Below are 17,822 nucleotides of genomic sequence, written 5' to 3' on the forward strand. Positions count from 1 at the left end.
CATGACAACTGTATTATTGGCCATCGGCATCCTAGTTTTATTAGCGTTAGTCTTCGGCGGTATCTTAGGTTATGCCAATGTACGCTTCCATGTGGAAGGCGATCCTATTGTTGATCAAATCGATGCTTTGTTACCTCAAACTCAGTGTGGCCAATGTGGTCACCCAGGCTGTCGACCATACGCAGAAGCCATCTCCAATGGTGAAGCCATCAACCACTGTCCACCGGGTGGTCAAGCAACGATTCAAGCTCTGGCCGACCTACTCGACGTAGAAGCTATTCCTCTAGACGGTGATCACGGCACAGAAAGTGCCAAACGCGTGGCCGTCATTCGAGAAGACGAATGCATAGGCTGTACAAAATGCATTCAAGCTTGCCCTGTTGACGCCATTTTGGGTGCAGCAAAGCAAATGCACACAGTGATTTCAGATGAATGTACAGGCTGCGATCTGTGCGTCGAACCTTGTCCGGTAGATTGTATTGATATGGTAGAAGTGGGCGTAAACACCAAAACTTGGTCTTGGGATAAACCTCAAGGCGTGGCCAGCACCTCGTTGAATATTATTGCGACAGATCGTCAGACGGAGGCCGCGCACTAATGCAGACGTTTGATATTTTTTCTTTTCATGGGGGCATTCATCCACCAGAAAACAAGGCTCAATCACTGCAGCTGCCTTTGGGACGTCCAAGTCTACCAAACGAATTAATCTTGCCGTTGGGTCAACACATTGGTCAGAGTTCACGACCTATGGTGAAAGCCGGTGACAGGGTATTAAAAGGCCAAGCCCTTGCCATGAACAATGGCTTCTTAAGCAGTTTTTTACACGCGCCGACATCGGGCACCATCAGTGCCATTGAAGAACGTCTGATTGCTCATCCATCAGGTTTAAGCGATCTGTGTGTCATTTTACAACCAGATGGTTTGGAAGAATGGCAAGCCCTAGAACCTTTGGTCGATTGGCAAACCCAAAACCGCACTGACGTGTTGGCTTACTTATCAGAAATGGGCATTGTCGGCATGGGCGGCGCAGGCTTCCCTACACAAGTCAAACTGCAAGGTGCCAACAAATCCCCTTTGACTCACTTCATCATCAATGCTGCAGAATGTGAACCATACATTACAGCAGACGATATGCTGATCCGTGAAAAAACCTTGGAATTGATCCTTGGTATCGAAGTGTTACAACACCTAGTTAATGCCAGCCAAGTAGTGATCGGCATTGAAGACAACAAACCCACTGCCATTAAATTACTGAACGACTTATTGGCTGAACGCAACAGCACCATCAAAGTGGCGGTGGTGCCAACCAAGTATCCGTCAGGTGGTGAAAAACAGTTAATCCAACTGCTTACTGGTAAAGAAGTTCCTAGTGGTCAACACCCAGCCGACATCGGCATTTTGTGCCAGAACGTGGGCACCTGTGTCGCCGTACACGACGCTATTTATCTTGGTAAACCCCTGATTTCTCGTTTTACCACATTAACAGGCGACGCTCTGAATGCACCACAGAATGTGGAAGTGTTACTAGGCACACCTGTGTCTCACCTATTGGAATACGCCGAATCACAAGACAACAAATTGCATCGCTTAGTGATGGGCGGCCCTATGATGGGCTTCACTCTAGACTCTACCCAAGTCCCCGTTGTGAAGACCAGTAACTGTATTTTGGCTGCGACCAAAGAAGAGTTGCCGCCTCCAGCGCCAGAGCAGGCCTGCATTCGTTGTGGCATGTGTGAACAAGCCTGCCCTGTTAGCTTGTTACCACAGCAATTGCTTTGGTTTAGCAAAAGCCAAGAACACGAAAAAGCCGAACACCATAATTTATTTGATTGCATAGAATGTGGCGCTTGCTCTTATGTTTGCCCCAGTAGCATCCCATTAGTGCAGTATTATCGTCACTCTAAGAGCACCATTCGTGAAGCTCGTGAATCCGCTGTGAAAGCCGATCTGGCTAAGCAACGTTTTGAAGCGCGTAAAGCTCGTCAAGAAGCGGAAGCGGCTGAGAAAGAAGCGAAACGTCTGGCACGCCAAAAACCGGCACCAGCAAAAGACGCTAACAAAGTCGCACCAAAAGCGGCTGCCAGTGCGGCACCTGCGACAAACGACGAAGCCAAAAAGCTCAAAGTGGATCTGGCCATTGCCAAAACCAAATTGAAGAAGTTGGAAAAGCAATTACTAAGCGCACAAGAAAACGAGCATGTAGAAGAAATCAACAGCTTACAATTACAAGTGACAGACCAAGCTAACCAAGTGAAAGACTTGGAAGCACAAATGGCCAAATTTGCAGAGGCTGCACCGGTTGCTAAACCAACACCGGCTAAACAAGACAGCGCCGGCGATGAGTTGAAAAAGGCCAAAGTGGATCTTGCTCTGGTGGGCGTGAAGCTGAAAAAAGCCCAAAAGCAACTGGACGAAACACCAGACGATGCGGACTTGAAACAAAAAGTCGCAGACTTGGAAGCACAGCAAAAAGCCGCTCAAGCCAAATTGGATCAAGCAACAAGTGCCGCACCCGCTCAGACGACGCCAAAAGCAGCAGCAAACACTAACAGCGATGAATTGAAAAAAGCCAAAGTAGATCTAGCGCTCGCTGGCGTGAAGCTGAAAAAAGCACAAAAGCAGCTAGCTGAAGCACCTGATGACGCAGACTTGAAACAAAAAGTGGCAGACTTGGAAGCGCAGCAAAAAGCGGCTCAAGCCAAATTAGATCAAGCGCAAACAATTGATACAGCGCCAACCAAACCAGCCAATGATGGAACGACGGCCAACAACGATGAGCTGAAAAAACTCAAAATTGACGCAGCCATTGCCAAAGCAGCTGTGAAGAAAGTGGAAAAGGCCTTGAAAAAAGCCGAAGAGCTGCAAGCGCCTGAGCTAGACACCTTACGTCAGCAATTCAAAGACGCTCAGCAAAGAGCTACTGAATTGGAGAACGCTCTGGCCAACCCAAATGCACAACAGGCCACAGCCACACCCAAATCGGCTGAAAACAATGTCGGCACAGCAGACGAAGATAAAAAGCGCAAAGTGGACCTTGCCATCGCCAAAGCGGGCATCAAAAAAGCCGAAAAGAACATTGCCCTATTAAAAGAGCAAGGTAAGAGCGAGGAAGAGATTCAAGCTTCCGAATGGCCGCAAAAACTCATTGAAGCACAGCAAAAATTGGCACTATTAGAAACAGCGACAGCAGCGGAAGACACCTCGTCGAAAGAAACATCGACGGCAACTCAAGCACAGCCAGCCGCACCAACGAAGGCGGACGATGATAAAAAACGTAAGATCGACCTTGCCATCGCCAAAGCGGGTATTAAAAAAGCCGAAAAAAACCTTGTCCTGTTAAAAGAGCAAGGTAAGAGCGAGGAAGAGATCCAAGCTTCCGAGTGGCCGCAAAAATTGCTTGAAGCTCAGCAGAAACTGGCTCAACTGGAGTCGAATGAAGCACCGCAACCGGCAAACGCTGAGCCATCGAATGCCGAACGAGCGAATGACGAAGCCCCTCAAGCTAGTTTGGCTGAGCAAATTAAGCAACAAAAAATTGCCGTTGCACTCGCTAAAGCCCAAGCCAACAAATTGGCGAAAAAACTTGGCGTAGAACCAGACAATGCCGAGCAGGTGCAGCTAGAAATCGCGCAACTTAAAGACAAGCAAGCGCAAGCAGAACATTTGCTTGAGCAACTGATGAAACAGCAAGAGAGTCAATAAATGGCATTATTGAGAATATCATCTCCCCATGCGCAACGTGCCGGTCATCGCACTTCTTGGGTGATGCAAATGGTGATCTTGGCAACTGTGCCAGGCATCCTAGTGCAGACTTGGTTATTTGGCTTTGGCACCCTAATCAATGTTGTCATTGCTTGTTTAACCGCTTTGGCCAGCGAAGCGCTGATTCTGTTGATCCGTAAACGCTCTGTGGCTTTCTTTCTAAAAGACTACAGCGCCTTATTAACGGCTGTATTGCTGGGCGTTGCCCTCCCTCCTGTCGTGCCTTGGTGGGTCACAGTCACTGCGGTTGGTTTTGCCATTATTTTCGCCAAACAATTGTACGGAGGTCTGGGCAATAACCCATTCAACCCAGCTATGGTTGGCTATGCCATTGTATTAGTGTCCTTCCCTGTACCCATGAGCCAATGGCTTGGTCACACCAGCCTAACCACTTCAGGTGAAACCCTGTCTTTCTTGCAAAGTCTGCAAGCCATCTTCCATCATTTACCCAGCATTGATGGTTATACTATGGCGACCCCATTAGACGGCTTTAAGCACAAAGATTTACTCGACAGTGACGCCGCTTTTAATACCATCCCAGCCTTACAAGCAGCCAGTGTAAACGCTTGGCTGTGGATCAACCTTGCTTACCTCATCGGCGGTTTAGGGCTACTCTGGTTGCGCATCATTACTTGGCACACGCCAGTGGCGTTCTTATCAGGTTTGCTACTGATGTCTGGCGTGTTTTATGTCATCGATCCAAGCCTCTTCGCTTCGCCAGTGTTTCACCTAGCAACAGGTGCAGCCATGTTTGGTGCCTTCTTTATTGCCACCGACCCAGTGTCCTCTTGTACCAGTAATCGTGGCAAGCTGATCTACGGTTTAGGCATTGGCATTCTCATTTACATTATTCGTACTTGGGGTGGTTACCCTGATGGTGTGGCATTTGGCGTACTCTTGATGAACTTTGCTGCGCCACTCATTGATTACTACACCCAGCCACGTAGTTATGGTCATAGCAAAGCCAAAAAAGGCCTAAAATTCGGGGAGGATAAATAGTGGACATCCTTTCTTCGATTCGACGCAACAGTCTTGGCTTAGGCATATACGCTGTCTTAACGGCAGGCTTGATTGCCGTGACGCACCAGCTGACAGATCACACGATCAAGGACAACATTCTTGAAGCTCAGATTTCGGCTTTTAATGAAATTTTGCCTGCTGACTTTTACGACAACGACCTCACCAAGGACACTGCCATTTTACCAGTTGATCCTTTGTTAGGCAGTGAAACAGGCACTAAGATACACATTGCTCGTAAAGACGGTGACGTCACTGGCATCATCTTCGAAACCACCGCCACTCGTGGTTACAATGGTAATTTGGATATGCTGGTAGCGATTAACCGTGATGGCGTCGTAACCGGAAGTCGTGTCATCAGTCACAAAGAAACACCTGGCTTAGGTGATAAAGTAGACTTGAAAAAATCCGACTGGATCCTTAGTTTTGCCAATAAATCCTTAAGCAACCCACAGCTATCCGGCTGGGCGGTGAAGAAAGACGGTGGTGACTTTGACCAATTTACTGGTGCGACCATTACACCAAGAGCCGTGGTTCGAGCGGTCAAAAACACCCTTTTGTACTTTGATCAAAACAAGGACGCGCTGTTGGCGCGTTAGTGAATGACGATGAAAATGAGCGCACAAACCGCCGTCGCTGACGACGTACAAGACCCTAGTTCACAAAGCACAGATTCAGCTGAGGCAAAGCCAACCGCTAATTATGCCGAGATCATCTACAACGGCATCTGGAAGAACAACCCAGCCTTAGTACAGTTACTTGGCTTGTGTCCCATGTTGGCGGTCACTAGTACGGTTGTTAACGCGTTAGGACTTGGCCTAGCAACACTGGTGGTGTTAGTCGGTTCCAACATCGCGGTGTCTATTATCCGTAACTATGTCTCTGAAGCGGTTCGTTTACCAGCTTTCGTGATGATCATTGCTTCTTTCACCACCTCCATCGAACTTATCATGCAGGCTTATACTTATGAGCTGTATCAGATCCTTGGCATCTTTATCCCTCTGATTGTAACCAACTGCGCGATTCTAGGCCGAGCTGACGCCTTTGCCAGCCGTAATCCTATTTTACCGTCGGCGATTGATGGCTTAATGATGGGCTTGGGCTTCATGGTCATATTGGTGGCCTTGGGAGCCATGCGTGAATTGATTGGTCAAGGCACCCTCTTCTCGGATATGCATTTATTATTTGGCGACATGGCGCTGCACTGGAAACTCACGGTTTTCCAGAATTACCCAAATGTCTTGTTTGCCATTTTGCCGCCAGGCGCCTTTATTGGATTGGGCTTACTGATTGCTGGCAAGAACTACTTTGATGAAAAAGAGAAAAAACGCATTGCCGCTGCGAAAGCCGAAGCCGGTCCTGCGGAATCAAAGCGTGTACGTGTGACTGGACAAGCAGGTTAAGGTTGTTCACAAATGAATAAAGCCAAACGCTATGAAATTTTTTCCCGATTACGAGCAGAAAACCCAAACCCAGTAACCGAACTGGAATACAGTTCGCCGTTTGAACTGCTCATTGCAGTACTGTTCTCCGCACAAGCGACGGACGTCAGCGTCAATAAAGCTACCCGTAAGCTTTTTCCTGTCGCTAACACACCTGAAACCATGCTGGCCTTAGGTGTAGAAGGGTTAAAAGAGTACATTAAAACCATTGGCCTATTTAATGCCAAAGCCGAAAACGCCATTAAAACTTGCCAAATTTTAGTCGAACAACACAACAGCCAAGTCCCCGAAACCCGTGAAGCACTTGAAGCACTTCCGGGGGTTGGTCGAAAAACAGCAAATGTGGTTTTGAACACCGCTTTTCGACAAATTGCTATGGCCGTGGACACACACATCTTCCGCTTCAGTAATCGCACAAAAGTAGCACCTGGAAAAAACGTCTTAGAAGTAGAGATGAAATTATTAAAATTCGTACCAAAAGAATTTCTACTGGACGCTCATCACTGGATGATTCTTCATGGTCGCTACATCTGCGTTGCTCGCAAACCCAAATGTGGTGCCTGCATCATTGAAGATTTGTGTGAATTTAAAGAAAAAACGTCCGATTAACCCTTATCTTTTCGCTATCGCGAGCACTCAATTAACCAACACCATTTAGTTAAATAAAAGCTAAACTAAATTTAACTAACCTGAGATTTATCTAACCTTTCCTTCAAGGCATCCTCAATGTCATGTTTTTACCCATGATAATGAGGATGCTATGAGCCATATCGCTAATACCAACTTAACTCAAGCTCAACTTGATGCCCATTGGATGGCCTACACAGGCAACCGTCAATTTAAGAAAGATCCTCGTATTATCACGGCGGCGTCAGGTCACTATTACACCGATGCGGACGGCCGCCAGATCTTTGATGGCTTATCAGGCCTTTGGACCTGTGGTCTAGGGCACAGCGTCCCCGCCATCAACGAAGCCGTAGCCAATCAAGTTAAAACCCTAGATTATTCCCCCGCCTTCCAATTTGGTCACGAAAAGTCTTTCCAGTTGGCAGAGAAAATTACTGAATTCATGCCAGCTGGTTTAAACCGCGTATTCTTCACAGGGTCAGGCTCTGAGTCCGTGGATACCGCACTCAAAGTAGCACGAGCATATTGGCGCAAAAAAGGCATGGGTACCAAGACTAAGTTCATTGGTCGCGCTAAGGGTTATCACGGTGCGGGGATTTCTGGTTTCAGTGTCGGCGGCATTCCTGCGAACCGAGTTTTATATGGACAAGGCCTAGAAGCCTATCATTTGCCTCATACCCAAGTACCGGGCACAGAGTTTAGCAAAGGCATGGCAGACACAGGCAAAGAGCGCGCAGAAGACTTACTAAACATGATTGCCATGCACGATGCCTCTAATATCGCAGCCGTTATTGTTGAGCCTATGTCTGGCTCAGCTGGTGTCATCGTACCACCAAAAGGCTACCTACAACGCTTGAGAGAGATTTGTGATCAACACAATATCCTGTTGATCTTTGATGAAGTCATCACAGCATTTGGCCGTATGGGAGCACAATCTGGCTCCGAAGCCTTTGGGGTAACGCCTGACATTATTACCATGGCAAAACAAGTAACCAATGGTGTGATTCCAATGGGCGCCGCGGTATTTAAACAAGAAATTTACGACACCTTTATGGACACAGGTGGTGCAGATTACATGCTAGAGATTCCCCACGGCTATACCTATTCAGCTCACCCTATTGCCTGTGCGGCGGGTTTAGCATCGTTAGAAACCATTCGTTCTCAGGGGCTGATTGAAAGAGTCAAGCAGATGAGCCCAATATGGGAAAACTACGTTCACTCTTTAAAAGGCGCAAGCGATGCCATTACAGACATTCGTAACTATGGTTTTGCCGCTGGTATTAGCTTAGCCGCCGTTGACGGAGAAGCGGCGAAACGGCCTTTCCAAATTGCCATGTCCATGTGGGATAAAGGCTATTATGTACGTTATGGTGGTGACACCATTCAATTGGCTCCGCCGTTCACAACGGAGGAAACTGAAATGAGTAGTCTAATTGACGCGCTAGGGGAAAGTATCAAGAAATTCAGCTAAATTCGCTGAAATCAGCAGTAAAAATCAATAGATTGAATTTCGAACTTTTCATTCAATCTATTGATTTCACTTCCTTCCTTCCCAAAATAACATGCACTATACTGTTATCAATAACGCCACCGGCGACATCCCATAGATAGGAAAGGAATGGCCCATGTCTATTACCCAATCCCCTTATGTCCGCTGCTTTTGGACGGGGTCTTTGTATCTTACTAATGGCAAAGTGATGCCAATTCACTGCACCCACATATCAACCAAGATGATTGAAGTGGAAGCGCCAACAGGACTAGAAGGTTCCAAAATGGTCAAATTGGAACTTAAAGCCATGCACGAAGGAGAGCGCAAACTGATTAAGGTTTTGTGTGACCCAGACCTCGACATTTTCAACGAGCACAACAAGCATTACATTAAACTCAAATACCACACCATTTCAGACAAAGATGTGGCCTTTATTAAAGACTTTGTTGAAGCGCACGAGTAACACACCAAACAGCGCTGATTATTCCTTCATAGAAAACCCATAAAAAAACCACAAAGACCAACGCCTTTGTGGTTTGTTCAACGTCTTAACAGAACGCTAATCAGCGCTATTGTTTCCGTTAAGATAATGTCGTTTCAAAGAGCTTCAGCAGCTTGTCACTGTCCACTTCCATGCACACCTGTGTCATTGGCACGTCTGCCCAATGTGGCTCAGGGAAAGTCATCCCTTCCGGCGCAAAGATAGTTTGACCAATACCAATGCCTTCACACGCAACACGCACTGCACCAAGTTCTACACCAAAGATGCTTGGGTCCATAAGATAAGCAATGGTTGACGCATCATGGAAGTAACATCCGTCCATATCGAATCGGCTGCTGTAGAAATTGATGTAATGCTGCGCACAATCGTACAAGAAACCACCTTCAGTTGGGTTAGCTTCACGAATACGCTCAAGTACACCGTTGTCTAGCAAGACTTGGTGAGTAACATCCAAGCCAATCATGGTCACTTGCCAAGGCGCAGTGAAGACTTTATCTGCCGCATGAGGATCATTCATAATGTTCGCCTCAGCAACAGGAGAAACGTTACCGTATTCGATCGCAGTACCGCCCATCAACACCACTTCATCCACTAGGTTGGCTACCTCTGGATCCAGCTCTAACGCTTTCGCTAGATTCCCTAACGGGCCAAGCGCCACAATCGTGACTTCACCTGGATTAGCGCGAACGGCATCAACAATAAACTGCGCTGCACTTTGCTCAACAGCCTGACCTTTTGGCGCAGGCCAATCGATATTACCAAACCCATCTGAACCATGAACGAAATCTGGGTGTGGTCGTGGGGCGATGACACTCGGTACCGCAACCCCTTTAGCAACAGGCACATCAACCTTGGCGATTTCCGTTAAGGTGATGGCATTTTGAGTCGCCAAATCCACCGACACATTACCAAAGGTTGTGGTCAGACCAAGTACCTCTAATTGCGGTGCTTGGAAAGCAAAGAAAATCGCCATAGCATCATCAATGCCTGGATCCGTATCAATAATAATTTTACGAGCCATATCGCCTGTTCCTCTTTTTAAACTAGTCATGCTGAGCAAGAAATTCAGTCACTTCTTGCTGCGTTGGTATAGATGAAGCCGCCCCTAAACGGGTGACACATATTGCTGAAGCGGCACAAGCACGTCGAATGGATTCAGCCATGCCTTGGCCTTGCATCATGGCCGACAAACAAAAACCAATAAAAGTATCACCGGCAGCCGTAGTATCAACCGCCTTCACGGAAAAGGCCTCCACTTGAATACGCTCTTCACCATTAAAATAACACACACCAGCTTTGCCTAACGTCATCAGTACCGCTAAATCAGGGTAAGCGTCTGGAAATGCCGTAATGGTCGTGTCGATGTCAGGCGTACCAATTAAGTCCATCGCCTCCACTTCATTAACGATTAATAAATCTACCAAACCAAGTACTTGTTTGGTCAGAGCTACGTCCATTGGCGCAGGGTTAAAAGCCACTTTTACACCTTGCTGTTGCGCTTTCTGCATCACATATTCAATGAGATTGGTCTCATTTTGCAGCAACACCCAATCACCCTGCTGAGCATTTTCCAATACCTGATCCACCTGCTCTTCCGTTAAAGCATGGTTTGCACCTTGGTAGAGAATGATCGAATTTTCCGCCTCTTTCGTCAGCTGAATAATCGCGTGCCCTGTTGGTACATCAATTTGTCGGATTAAACTGGTGTCGACACCCAAAGACTGCAGTTGTGTCACCACACTTTGATCGCTATGGTGAATCGCTCCAACGTGTTTAACGTCAGCACCGGCTTTCGCTAAGGCAACGGATTGATTCGCCCCCTTCCCTCCCAGCAAACACTGGTAATGGTCTGAGGCCATAGTTTCACCAGGTCGAACGAAATGGTCTAACTGATAGAGGTGGTCGAGATTAATCGAGCCAACATTATAAATTGTCATATTGCCCATCCTTCTGGGTGACACAAAGCCAAACACTTGGCCCATTTTTATTCGTAGCCAAGAGTGTACGATAAAAAAAGTCACTCGTCGGCGTTATCAATGGATAAATTAGCAAATTTTGACCGATTGGACAAAACATAAAAAAACGCTCAATCCAATTTGGAAGGAGCGTTTCTTAGAAACACTAATAAAACAATATTAGTCTTTATTTTTTATCTAGAAAGCCACGGCCTTTTTGTGCCGCAATACGCATGCGCAATGCATTCAATTTAATGAAGCCTGCTGCGTCTTTCTGGTCGTAAGCACCGGCATCATCTTCGAATGTCGCCACAGAGCTATCGAACAAGCTGTTTGGAGACTGACGACCAACAACTTCAACGTTGCCTTTGTACAATTTCAGACGCACAGTGCCATTTACGTGCTCTTGAGATGTGTCGATCAAAGCTTGCATCATACGACGCTCTTCAGACCACCAGAAACCGTTGTAAATGATTTTTGCGTAACGAGGCATCATTTCATCTTTCAAATGTGCCGCTTCACGGTCTAGGGTGATGGATTCAATCGCACGGTGTGCTTTCATCATGATGGTGCCACCAGGTGTTTCGTAACAACCACGGGCTTTCATACCAACAAAACGGTTTTCAACGATGTCGACACGGCCAATACCGTTCTCGCCACCAATCTTGTTCAATGTTGCCAAGATGGTTGCTGGAGACATAGCTTCACCATTGATGGAAACTGGGTCGCCTTTTTCATAACCGATTTCAAGATAAGTCGGCTCATTTGGTGCTTCTTCAGGAGACACAGACCAACGCCACATGTCCGCTTCTGCTTCCGCCCAAGGATCTTCCAGCATGTCACCTTCGTAAGAGATGTGAAGTAAGTTCGCATCCATAGAGTAAGGAGATTTTTTCTTCTTGTTAGAGAAGTCCACTGGAATCTGATGTTTTTCACAGTATGCCATTAGAGTTTCACGAGACGTTAAGTCCCACTCACGCCAAGGCGCAATGACTTTCACACCTGGTTTAAGGGCATACGCGCCTAATTCGAAACGTACTTGGTCGTTACCTTTACCTGTCGCGCCGTGAGAAATGGCATCAGCGCCCGTTTCATTAGCAATCTCAATCAAACGCTTAGCGATCAAAGGACGAGCAATTGACGTACCTAGTAGGTATTCGCCTTCATAAATAGTGTTCGCTCGGAACATAGGGAATACGAAGTCGCGGACAAACTCTTCACGCAAATCTTCGATGTAGATTTCTTTAATACCCAACGCTTGAGCTTTCGCGCGAGCTGGTTCAACCTCTTCACCCTGTCCTAGGTCAGCGGTAAAGGTCACCACTTCACAGTTATACTCTTCTTGAAGCCACTTCACGATTACGGAAGTATCCAGGCCGCCTGAATAGGCAAGCACTACCTTCTTCACGTCAGACATTATTTCTATTCTCCTCAACGAGCTCGCGCTCCCACGCCAATGCTTTTAAACCAGTACACGGCGGCGCAAATAATTTTAAAAAAAGGGGATGTAAGTTTAAATTTTCGCTACTGGCTTAGCAAGTAAAAAGCCTTATTTCGCGAGAAAATAAGGCTTTTAGAAGAGAAATCGAGGCACACAATTATGCGACAGACTAATTGATGTCGTTTTTTTCCAAACGAATGGTCACCCGTCGGTTACGCTCACGACCTTGCACATCATTATTGCTGGTCGATGGATAACGTTCACCGTGATAACGAGAAATAATTTTCCCCGCGGCCACGCCCTTTTCTAATAAATACGCGGTGACTTTTTCCGCCCGAATTTTCGACAGTTCACGGTTATCTCGACGAGAACCTATGTTATCGGTATGACCATCGATGTAGATGTATTCCACACTAGGATCAGACGACACATACAAGGCCACCAAATCCAAACGAGCTTTAATGCGGTCCGTTAGGTTTACACCGTTAACAGGAAACAGCGCAGCCGTTCGTGCAATTTGATCATAATTTACCGGTAATAAAGTAGCTAAGCAGCGACGAAATTCATTATAGGCGGGGGCGAAATTGATATTCGACAAGCCCACTTCAACGGTTTCTTTGCTGTTTTCCCATGCTCTGCCAGCCACCACAGGGTGACGGCCACGGTCTAAACTGGTCAGCATGCGTTCTGCTACTTTACCGCCCACTTCCACCGTCAGACCGTATCCAGGGTAAGGTAAAATATCCAAAGTTTCAGGTTTGCTGCCAGGAGACCAGTCCGGCGCTTGAGAAAGAATGTACACCTGACCCGGTCCGAGTTTTTCATTTCTAGGCTGCAACACAAACTTCATAGGCTCGCCCGCTTCTTTAATAAACTGGCCTTCACCATAGTGTGGTACTGGGTGTGTCAAGCTACAGGAGAAAATATCCCCAGATAACAGCCATTCAGAATCGGTAATTCCGGACTGATAATGAGTCAATGCATAGGCCTGGTTAAAACTTAACCCAGCCGTCAGTAAAAACGTTGTTCGAATTAGCAGTTGTTGGGCAATTCCCATTGAGACATCTCGTTCAAGCGTAATCAGTTGTGTTATCATCAAATCCTATTGTACCGTTAATCTTATACAAGCGGCAGAATTAAGGACCTTCTTTTGTCAAACCATGAAATCAAAGATCGATTCCGCGGCTTCCTACCCGTAGTTATCGACGTCGAAACCGCAGGCTTTAATCAAAAAACCGATGCATTGTTAGAAATGGCTGCCAGCATCCTCAGAATGGATGACAATGGTGACCTCTACATACATGAAACCGTTGGCTTTTTAATCAAACCGTTTGAAGGTGCCAACCTAGAAAAAGCCGCTTTGGAGTTTACTGGCATTGATCCTTTTGAGCCTGGCCGAGAAGACATGACCGAGAACGAAGCCATTACTCAAATGTTTGCTAAAGTTCGTAAAGAGCTAAAATCCGTAGGCTGTAAACGTGCGATTTTAGTGGGTCACAATGCCGCATTCGACCATGGTTTCCTAAATGCTGCAATCGAACGTGCCGACATCAAGCGCAACCCATTCCACCCTTTTTCCAGTTTTGACACCGCCAGCTTAGCCGGTTTGGTGTTCGGACAAACTGTGTTGGCAAAAGCTTGTGAAGTCGCCTCTATTCCCTTCAGTAACTCAGAAGCACACTCCGCCAAATACGATACGGAAAAAACCGCCGAACTATTTTGTGAAATGGTAAACCGTTGGAAACGCCTTGGTGGCTGGCCATTAATTGCCAACGAAACCGAAGATGACATGTCAGCGATTTTCAATTCTGGTCAATAAGCACCATAATGAAACCCTATCGCAGATTTTTACTGTCTTCACTTCGTCCATAAGGTGGTTGCTATGATGCCAGCAAAAAAATACCTTTACCTGCTACTTGGCTGGTTATCGTTAATCACAGGTATTATTGGCATCTACCTCCCCTTGCTTCCGACTACTCCTTTGGTACTGCTTGCGGCTTGGTGTTTCTCCAAGTCGTCCAAACGTTTCCATTCATGGTTGATAAACCACAAATTCTTCGGCCCCATTGTCCGCGATTGGCAATCGGAAGACGGCATTCCCAAACGCTCTCGTAACCGAGCCATTATTTTCATGTGGCTCGGAATGAGCATTTCCATGCTGATTGTTTACCGTTTCTGGGCAACGGTAGGCTTGATAAGCATCGGCGTTTGCGTCAGCATTTATTTACTCAGATTACCGCTCCGCGAAGATCTGCAAGACTAACACCCTGCGTTGTTTGCAGATTGACAGACATTTAATTTCCAAGACATCATAAGGTCATCCATGATAACCCGTCGCCAGTTTCGTCTATTCATCTTTTACCCAGCTCTCGTTATCAGCTTAATCATAATGTGCTTATGGGGAGCCGCGCCGTTTGTCGCCAAGCACTATCTACAAGACTTTTTCCAACAACATGGTCAACGTGCTACGCTGGATGCGCCAGCCATTGATTTCTTTCCGCCCCGACTTGAGGTCAATAACCTCATCGTCCAACAGCAGAATACCCCAACATTAACCCTAGAACATGCCGAGTTCGCCATTGAGTTTTGGCCCTTGTTTAATCAAACGTTAGCCGTGTCCATTGCCGACATAGAAGGCCTAAACCTTAACGTAAAACAACAAGCGGACACTTGGATCATCGCGGGACTGGATCTGGAAAAACTGACATCAGACAACACAGAAACAAAGGATGTTGCGCAACCAGACCTTTCAAATGCCGAAACAGATAACAACGCAAGCGCATCACCTTGGGGAATTTCTGTTCCTCAAATCCAGATTAAAAAAGCCTTTGTGGATCTCACCCGTGACACCAAACAAAACGAAGCCGCCCAGACAGATCGCTTAGGCTTGACCTCATTAGAGGTCCAAAACCTCATTGGTCAAGGTTTAGATTGGCAAGCCGACATCGCTCTCGCAGCACAAGTAAACGATGCCACGTTGCGCCTTGATAGCGAGCTAAACTACCTGAAAGAACAAGCCAATCTAGTGATCAACACCTTATCCGCAAACCTATCGGTCGAGAGTATTCGACACTTTTTACCTGCCGACTATCAGGCCACAGAAGGCGACATAACGTTAAATGCTGCCTTATCCTTGACGCACGATGCCACCAGCGGAAAATTTAAACTCGATGCATCATTCTTTAACTTAGACCTTAAAAATGCCTTCGTGCCTGTTAAGCAAGCACAGAGCATTCGCTTGCAAGCGGCTAATCTAGACCTAAAAAACAGCCAACTAGACTATGTTCTTCCTCCCAAAGCGACCGATGCGGACCATGAAATCATCAATCTAACAGCCAATACCAAGCTAACCCTAAAGGCTTCAGATGTGGCCATCCAACAAGGTGAACAAAGTCTGGCTTGGCAAACATTGGACATCACGAGCCCAATCAAGGCCATTAGCGATGAATCCGGATATCAATTGCAGTCTGACCGTTCGACACTCGCCCTATCTGAATTAAAGCTCTCCTCCGACAGCCTGATTCTAAGTGGTCAAGCCCTTGCTCTACAGCTGGCAAACCTTGATCTTACTCTGGACTCTGATAATCACATTAAAGTGGCCGTCGACAGTCAATTTAACAGTCAACAGATAGCGATTGAACAAGCCGGCAACAGCTTGTCATACCAATCACTGGCGCTGGACAGCCAGTTAGCTTTTTTACAAGACGCCCAACACACACATGCACAAAGTGACGCGCTCAATCTCCAACTGGACGAATTTAATGGCGACCTCATTAACGGGCAAAGCATTTCATTGCAAACAACTAAGTTAAAGGCAGATCAGCTGACACTGGATCAAACGACAGATCAGTCACCAATAGCAACCAGCCTTTCAGGTCGACAGGTTTCTCTCAGCACCGAAGGCTTAGACAGCTACGCCAGTCAAGATAAGCGCCTTGCCGCATGGCAAAGCAGCCAGCTTTCTGGGGTCAATTTTGAACAACAAGGGGACTTATTTTCGGTGCAAGCTGAGCGTTTAGACGTTAATCAAATCAGCTTATCAGACCATCTTGACGCCCCAGACACGCCAGTGCTAGCGACATTAGGGAAGATTAGCATTAGCCAACTGGAAGCCGATCAAGACGTGGTAAAGATAGACACCATCAACACTCAAGATGTGATCATTAATTTGCTGTTAGACGCCGAAAAAAATCTCGCTAATCTAGTCTCAATCAACGACACGCCAGCGACCTTGCCAGAACCGAAACTGCAATCGAACGCTAGCCCGAGAGTGTCTGACGTCCGTGAAAGCAGCCCCTCAAGCACACAAGAAACGGAAACAACCGAGTCAGCGTTTAAAGCCCCTTATCAATTGGTGTTAAACCAATTTGCCATGACGGGAAAATCCCATATTTATGTCAAAGACGAAAGTATTTCACCAGCATTAGAGCGCACCTTAGACATTGACACCCTAACCCTGGCTAACTTGAATACCCAAGACGAAAAACAAGCCATGGACGTCACCCTAAAAGCCCATAATGGTAAGTACACAGAAATCCAATCCGATGTAACCCTATGGCCATTGGCGGACAGACTCACCATGCAGAGTGAATTAACCATTAAAGAAGCCGAATTACCGCCTTATTCCGCTTATCTTGCCTCCGTATTAGGTTATCAAATTGACTCAGGACAATTAGACCTTGACCTCAAATTGCATGCCCAACAAGGGCGTTTGGATGGCAATGCGCATATTTTACTTCGGGAATTTGACTTAGGCGGTCGGCAAGAAAGCGGTTCAGTCATGCAAGCAGGCGTTGTCCCGCTCAATATTGCGGTGGGGATTTTAAAAGACAGCGACAATAACATTGATCTCGACATTCCGCTCTCTGGTGACGTCGACAACCCTGAATTTGGCTGGCGCAACTTCCTATTCCTACCGGTTCGAAAAGCTTTATATTCCGCATCCAGTAACTACTTGATGCAAACCTTTATCCCTTATGCCAATGTCATCAGCATTGCTCAATTAGCAGGGGATCAGCTGCTAAAAATTCGTGTTGAACCGCTTATTTTCGAGCCAGCAGAAGCCCAACTCAGTGACAGTCAAAATGATTTTTTAGTGCAACTGAGTCAACTGATGAAAGACAAAGAAGACAGTCAACTAAAAGCTTGTGGCGTTACCAACTATGTGGACCTTGGCTTTGATACACCGCCTGCGACCTTGGATGAGAGCCAGAAAGCACAAGCAAGAGAGTTAGCCCAAACAAGGGCAAATCACTTAAAGGACTATCTTGTGTCCTCAGGCATCCGCTCGTCACGTATTTTGCTCTGCTCGCCAGAAATTGACTTGTCTAAAGACAGTCAACCACGAGTGGAACTCAACTTTTAATTCAGACGTTTTCCTCTCGCGTTTCTCTCACTCACTTGTCCGTTGTCATGCAACGGACAAGGACTCTGTCAGCAAACTTTCAAGTGCCACTACAAATGTCCAACAAATGCGTAGTCAGCGAAACCTGCGTTGAAAATACAAGCGTATGACCTATTACTTAAGAGAAGAAGATAAAGGTTAGAAAAGCTGACAAGGGTCAAGAATGTTTCTCTTTGTCTGAGC

The 17,822-nt window shown here is 46.6% G+C and carries 15 protein-coding genes; 11 read left to right on the forward strand and 4 right to left on the reverse strand.

Features of this window, described 5'->3' with window-relative positions:
* Position 1: 1 nt before the first annotated feature.
* The 8 genes from rsxB (at position 2) to DFP76_RS06920 (ending at position 8,800) form a co-directional block, all read left to right on the forward strand.
* Positions 2–598: an electron transport complex subunit RsxB gene (gene rsxB, locus DFP76_RS06885; protein ID WP_113873917.1), complete on the forward strand. Its 597-nt coding sequence runs from the start codon at positions 2–4 to the stop codon at positions 596–598.
* Entirely contained in the window at positions 598–3,702 is a 3,105-nt protein-coding gene (gene rsxC / locus DFP76_RS06890; RefSeq protein WP_113873918.1) for an electron transport complex subunit RsxC, read from the forward strand. Before rsxB ends, rsxC begins: the two co-directional genes overlap by 1 nt.
* Positions 3,703–4,761 carry an electron transport complex subunit RsxD gene (gene rsxD, locus DFP76_RS06895; protein WP_113873919.1) on the forward strand — a complete coding sequence of 353 codons (1,059 nt, stop codon included), beginning with the start codon at positions 3,703–3,705 and terminating at the stop codon, positions 4,759–4,761.
* Positions 4,761–5,378, forward strand: a complete 618-nt coding sequence (rsxG, locus tag DFP76_RS06900; protein ID WP_113873920.1) for an electron transport complex subunit RsxG — start codon at positions 4,761–4,763, stop codon at positions 5,376–5,378. The genes rsxD and rsxG overlap by 1 nt, the downstream gene beginning before the upstream one ends.
* 9 nt (positions 5,379–5,387) lie before the next feature.
* Complete coding sequence (locus DFP76_RS06905) at positions 5,388–6,182, forward strand: electron transport complex subunit E (RefSeq protein ID WP_245931902.1); 795 nt, start codon at positions 5,388–5,390, stop codon at positions 6,180–6,182.
* 12 nt (positions 6,183–6,194) lie between these two features.
* Entirely contained in the window at positions 6,195–6,830 is a 636-nt protein-coding gene (nth, locus tag DFP76_RS06910) for an endonuclease III (protein ID WP_113873921.1), read from the forward strand.
* A gap of 151 nt (positions 6,831–6,981) precedes the next feature.
* On the forward strand, positions 6,982–8,319 hold the full coding sequence (gene aptA, locus DFP76_RS06915) for an omega-aminotransferase AptA (RefSeq protein WP_113873922.1): 1,338 nt from the start codon (positions 6,982–6,984) through the stop codon (positions 8,317–8,319).
* A gap of 154 nt (positions 8,320–8,473) precedes the next feature.
* On the forward strand, positions 8,474–8,800 hold the full coding sequence (locus tag DFP76_RS06920; RefSeq protein WP_063333032.1) for a hypothetical protein: 327 nt from the start codon (positions 8,474–8,476) through the stop codon (positions 8,798–8,800).
* A gap of 118 nt (positions 8,801–8,918) precedes the next feature.
* Here DFP76_RS06920 and DFP76_RS06925 read toward each other — a convergent pair whose 3' ends face one another.
* The 4 genes from DFP76_RS06925 to DFP76_RS06940 form a co-directional block, all read right to left on the reverse strand.
* Positions 8,919–9,860 (reverse strand): nucleoside hydrolase, encoded by a 942-nt coding sequence (locus tag DFP76_RS06925; RefSeq protein ID WP_113873923.1) that lies wholly within the window; start codon positions 9,858–9,860, stop codon positions 8,919–8,921.
* A 22-nt stretch (positions 9,861–9,882) separates the two neighbouring features.
* Positions 9,883–10,776 carry a ribokinase gene (locus tag DFP76_RS06930; RefSeq protein WP_113873924.1) on the reverse strand — a complete coding sequence of 298 codons (894 nt, stop codon included), beginning with the start codon at positions 10,774–10,776 and terminating at the stop codon, positions 9,883–9,885.
* Between the two features lie 205 nt (positions 10,777–10,981).
* On the reverse strand, positions 10,982–12,211 hold the full coding sequence (locus tag DFP76_RS06935) for an argininosuccinate synthase (RefSeq protein WP_113873925.1): 1,230 nt from the start codon (positions 12,209–12,211) through the stop codon (positions 10,982–10,984).
* Positions 12,212–12,404: 193 nt separating this feature from the next.
* Complete coding sequence (locus DFP76_RS06940) at positions 12,405–13,331, reverse strand: flagellar protein MotY (protein ID WP_113873926.1); 927 nt, start codon at positions 13,329–13,331, stop codon at positions 12,405–12,407.
* A gap of 54 nt (positions 13,332–13,385) precedes the next feature.
* Between DFP76_RS06940 and rnt the strand changes: the two genes are divergently transcribed.
* The 3 genes from rnt (at position 13,386) to DFP76_RS06955 (ending at position 17,600) form a co-directional block, all read left to right on the forward strand.
* The gene (rnt, locus tag DFP76_RS06945; protein ID WP_113873927.1) at positions 13,386–14,054 is read left to right on the forward strand and encodes a ribonuclease T; all 669 of its coding nucleotides are present in this window, start codon (positions 13,386–13,388) and stop codon (positions 14,052–14,054) included.
* A 63-nt stretch (positions 14,055–14,117) separates the two neighbouring features.
* The gene (locus DFP76_RS06950) at positions 14,118–14,498 is read left to right on the forward strand and encodes a YbaN family protein (protein ID WP_113873928.1); all 381 of its coding nucleotides are present in this window, start codon (positions 14,118–14,120) and stop codon (positions 14,496–14,498) included.
* Between the two features lie 60 nt (positions 14,499–14,558).
* A complete protein-coding gene (locus DFP76_RS06955; protein WP_113873929.1) occupies positions 14,559–17,600 on the forward strand; it encodes a DUF748 domain-containing protein in 3,042 nt (1,013 codons plus the stop codon).
* Positions 17,601–17,822: the final 222 nt, after the last annotated feature.

The sequence above is a fragment of the Marinomonas aquiplantarum genome, assembly GCF_003314975.1.
GTDB lineage: Bacteria > Pseudomonadota > Gammaproteobacteria > Pseudomonadales > Marinomonadaceae > Marinomonas > Marinomonas aquiplantarum.

Coding starts and splice junctions, on each gene's coding strand:
- aptA (WP_113873922.1), top strand. CDS start 6,982: ATGAGCCATATCGCTAATACCAACTTAACTCAAGCTCAACTTGATGCC.
- DFP76_RS06930 (WP_113873924.1), bottom strand. CDS start 10,776: ATGACAATTTATAATGTTGGCTCGATTAATCTCGACCACCTCTATCAG.
- DFP76_RS06935 (WP_113873925.1), bottom strand. CDS start 12,211: ATGTCTGACGTGAAGAAGGTAGTGCTTGCCTATTCAGGCGGCCTGGAT.
- rsxC (WP_113873918.1), top strand. CDS start 598: ATGCAGACGTTTGATATTTTTTCTTTTCATGGGGGCATTCATCCACCA.
- nth (WP_113873921.1), top strand. CDS start 6,195: ATGAATAAAGCCAAACGCTATGAAATTTTTTCCCGATTACGAGCAGAA.
- DFP76_RS06905 (WP_245931902.1), top strand. CDS start 5,388: ATGAAAATGAGCGCACAAACCGCCGTCGCTGACGACGTACAAGACCCT.
- DFP76_RS06925 (WP_113873923.1), bottom strand. CDS start 9,860: ATGGCTCGTAAAATTATTATTGATACGGATCCAGGCATTGATGATGCT.
- DFP76_RS06920 (WP_063333032.1), top strand. CDS start 8,474: ATGTCTATTACCCAATCCCCTTATGTCCGCTGCTTTTGGACGGGGTCT.
- DFP76_RS06940 (WP_113873926.1), bottom strand. CDS start 13,331: ATGATAACACAACTGATTACGCTTGAACGAGATGTCTCAATGGGAATT.
- DFP76_RS06950 (WP_113873928.1), top strand. CDS start 14,118: ATGATGCCAGCAAAAAAATACCTTTACCTGCTACTTGGCTGGTTATCG.
- rsxD (WP_113873919.1), top strand. CDS start 3,703: ATGGCATTATTGAGAATATCATCTCCCCATGCGCAACGTGCCGGTCAT.
- DFP76_RS06955 (WP_113873929.1), top strand. CDS start 14,559: ATGATAACCCGTCGCCAGTTTCGTCTATTCATCTTTTACCCAGCTCTC.
- rsxB (WP_113873917.1), top strand. CDS start 2: ATGACAACTGTATTATTGGCCATCGGCATCCTAGTTTTATTAGCGTTA.